Annotated in this window: 1 protein-coding gene; it reads right to left on the reverse strand. The window is 37.6% G+C overall.

Translation table 11 applies throughout. The features are described 5' to 3' along the window. The coding region (locus tag A9Q93_RS13775) for an Ig-like domain-containing protein (RefSeq protein ID WP_303687979.1) at positions 1 to 3,769 on the reverse strand (3,769 nt) is incomplete at both ends.

Genomic DNA, 3,769 nt, shown 5'->3' on the forward strand with positions numbered 1-3,769 from the left:
TCTGTAAAGAACTCAAATCCTTCAACTACATCAGTAATACCATCATTATCATCATCGAGATCATCAATATCATTTACACCATCACCATCTGCATCATTAGGTAGTCTACGATCTCTAAAATCAACATTTCCACCTTCATTTAAGTCTCCATCAGTATCAGGAAGAGCAGCCGTATCATTAATTGTTCCATTTGGATCGGCATAGGTTCCTGTTAATCCAGGGGTTGTATCAATTGCGTCGTCTAATCCATCATTATCTTCATCAATACCTGACAAGGTTAAACCAGCTTCAACCGTATCACTACCACCTTGATTATCAGAATTTAAATCTAAATAATCAGGCTGATCAACAGTATCTGTATTAACTGGCAACAAACCTAATTCATCACCATTAAAATCATAACTAGTGGGCAAACCATTTGCATTAACATCTGGGATACCATCATTATTAGTATCTGTAGCTGGTATGTAACCTAAAGTTACTTGAGCTTCGTTATTATCAGGAATACCATCTCCATCAGAATCCAAATCTAAATGATTAGGAATACCGTCATTATCACCATCTAATAATGCACAAACACCATTTACATTAAGGGTACAAAAATCAGGGTCACGATAATTTAATATACCATCACCATCATTATCTTGAGATGGATCTCCCAAACCTCTTGATTCAACAGTATCTAAAATTCCGTCATTATCATCATCAATATCATTATTATCAAAGACACCATCTCCGTCAGTATCAACAGGAATCAAACAACTATCAGGCACACCGTTTCCATCTACGTCTGGACCACTCTCTGTGTAATCATCAATTGAATTACCGTTAGAATCAACAGGAGTAGAAGCAGAATAACTAGCAGCAAGAACAAGTCCATTTGCAGGATCAACAGCTGCTGGATCTACACCATACTGACCATCATCGCCTCCATCGGCATTTTGATCAAAATAAGCTTCGTTAGCGTCCGAACAACCATCTTCATCAGAATCCGTATCTCTCCAATCAGGTTCTTGAAGGCCACCATCTGAATCTTGTATTGTATAATTTACTGTTCCATTATTCTCTTGCCCACTGGCTTGAACTGAATCAGGAACACCATCTGTACCAACTGGTCCAGTGACCCTTCCATCTACGTAAGGCTGTCCATGCCCAGCTTCTTCAGCGTCATAAATACCGTCATTATCAGCATCTAGATCTAGACTATCAACGACCATATCACCATCTGTATCAGCACAAGTAGGTGAATCAGTAACTATAAATATTTTACCATCACCTCCATCTCCATTTGTAAGAGGTGAAACATTAATATATTTGATCACAGAACCAGAAGGAGCAATATCTGCAAGTGCAACAACAGCAATATTGATATTTTGACCAGATAGCGCGGTAGGTATACCTGTGTCGATATAGTCTGGCGTATCAATCATGAGGGTAGTACCTAATAGATTATCATTTACATCATATAATTCTATTTCAAAACCATTATTACCATCTCTTTCAGAAACTAGAAGAAAGGACTCTCCAGAGATTGCTACCGGAACATTATAAGTCAACGTATAAAAATCAGTATCCAAGACAGAACCTGACATTGCTTGGTAATGATTGAAGTTTGTATCTCTAAAAGCACCTAAGATTATACTATTCCAATTAGGATTTTCTATATTATTACCTGTAGGACCTGTACCTTGACCTGAAGTGGCATTTAATTGCTCATAAACAACATTTCCAGAAGTAGTAGCAAAATTCTCCTCATAACTATCAGGTACAATAAAATTACTGTATTGAACTGAGTTTATGGTAAGAAAATTAAGATTAGCATTTCCATTACCACCACCACCTATCCAATCAAAAGAAGTATTAGTATTATCAAATGTACCAACAACTGTAGGCTCTCTAAAACATTCCACACTATCTAGAATACCATCATTATCATCATCTAGGTCAACATCATCCCCTATACCATCATTATCAGAATCAGGACTTACTATTAAATTTGAATTTTGGGTATCTAAAAGAGTACAAGAATTATCACTATGAGAAACTACTAATTGAAAATCACGTCCATTATAAGAAAGCGGGACATTGGTAAGAGTTAATGCATCAGTATTAAAACCTGAAAAAGTTGGATTACTACCAGCAGTGGTTATATCTGTCCAGGTAGCACCATTATCCGAACTTTCCTGCCATTGATAAATCAAATTAGATGAAGAGTTAACAGCAGGTGGGATATTATAATCTGGCGCACCACCAACGAAAGTTTCAGTATTTTGAGCAACAGCAGTGGCAGAAAAAGTTACACTACCATTTTCCAAAATGACCTCGCTAAAAGAAGGTTGCATTGTAATTTGAACCTGAGTAGCTGTAGTAACGTTTGAGGTATCACCTTGACCTTGGTCTCCTCCAGAATCTGCTGCCCCAGCGTTATTAACTAAATTTGGAACACCATCAGCATCGACACCTCCTTGATTAGCTATATCAATAGCTCCAGCATTCGGACCTGCACCGATTAACTGATCTGAAGTTACGTTTTCATCACCTTCAACAGCATCTGGACAACCATCATTATCGCTATCTGTATCGAACGTATCTTTTATACCATCTCCATCCGTATCACAGTTACCTCCATCAAATGGCACCAGCTCACTTTCTAATGTACCTGTAGGTCCTAACCAAAATTCAGCGCGAATATCAATAGCATCTAAATTACTCAAGACTGTATCAAAAGTTGCTTGAGTAACACCAAAAGCTGCAGCGGTAAGCGGCACATTTAGAAAGTATTCACCAATCAAAGCAGGCTGAGTTTCTCCAAATGGATCTTGTGTTAAATCTAAAGTAAGGGTTGTTGCTCCACTAACTAAACGAACATCAGTGGTTCCACCAAACCAATCCTCACCTGGATCTTCAAGAAAAAGCCTATAAATTAAACTGTTCCCATCTAAATAAGAAAAATCATTACCTTGACCATTAATCCTATAAAAAGTAGGATTAGCCGCTTGGTCTATATACCTTATACCTTCTTCATTATTCCCTGGACCTGCATCAGTTACAAAAGGAGTTCCAGAAGCCCCACCTTCAACAACAGTAATTAAACCAGCTTGAGCATTTGTCACAATAAAATCACGATCGAGAACTAGGTTAGGACATTCTTCAGTGTCCAAAATTCCATCATTATCATCATCTAAATCAGCCTCGTCTGCGATACCATCATTATCATTATCTAGAATTACTGTAACTTCAAGGGTTGCTGGATTTGAAGTTGCTGAAACATTATTACCATCTAAAGTAAAGTCATCATTAACTGTATAATCTAAAGTTGCTACACCAAGGAAATTAGGATTTGGTGCAAATGTTACTAACCCTGCATTATTGACACTCCAATCTCCATCACTATTAGATATAGAATTTTGAATACCAGGTGTACCTGGATCAAGATCCACCGTAGTAACGTCTATTGTACCATCAGGATCAACATCTGTATTTACTACATTAAAATTTACTGATTCATTTTCTCTGGTAACAGCAGAATTATCATCTGCTATAGGTACTGCGTTGACGGCATCTACAGTTATAGATACCTGTGCTGTTTCTAACAAAGGAGCTGTTCCTACTGTTCCCGCAAACCCACCATCTGTACCAGGTCTTAAAACTAATGTTTCATCAGTAGATCCTGCTGTAAACCTAACTCGATCAGTACCCCACACATTATTGGATGGGACAATTACATTAGTTTGCCCCACTATATCTATGAAAAAATTATTAATCAGGG

The organism is Nonlabens dokdonensis, from assembly GCF_002162835.1.
Lineage (GTDB): Bacteria > Bacteroidota > Bacteroidia > Flavobacteriales > Flavobacteriaceae > Nonlabens > Nonlabens dokdonensis_B.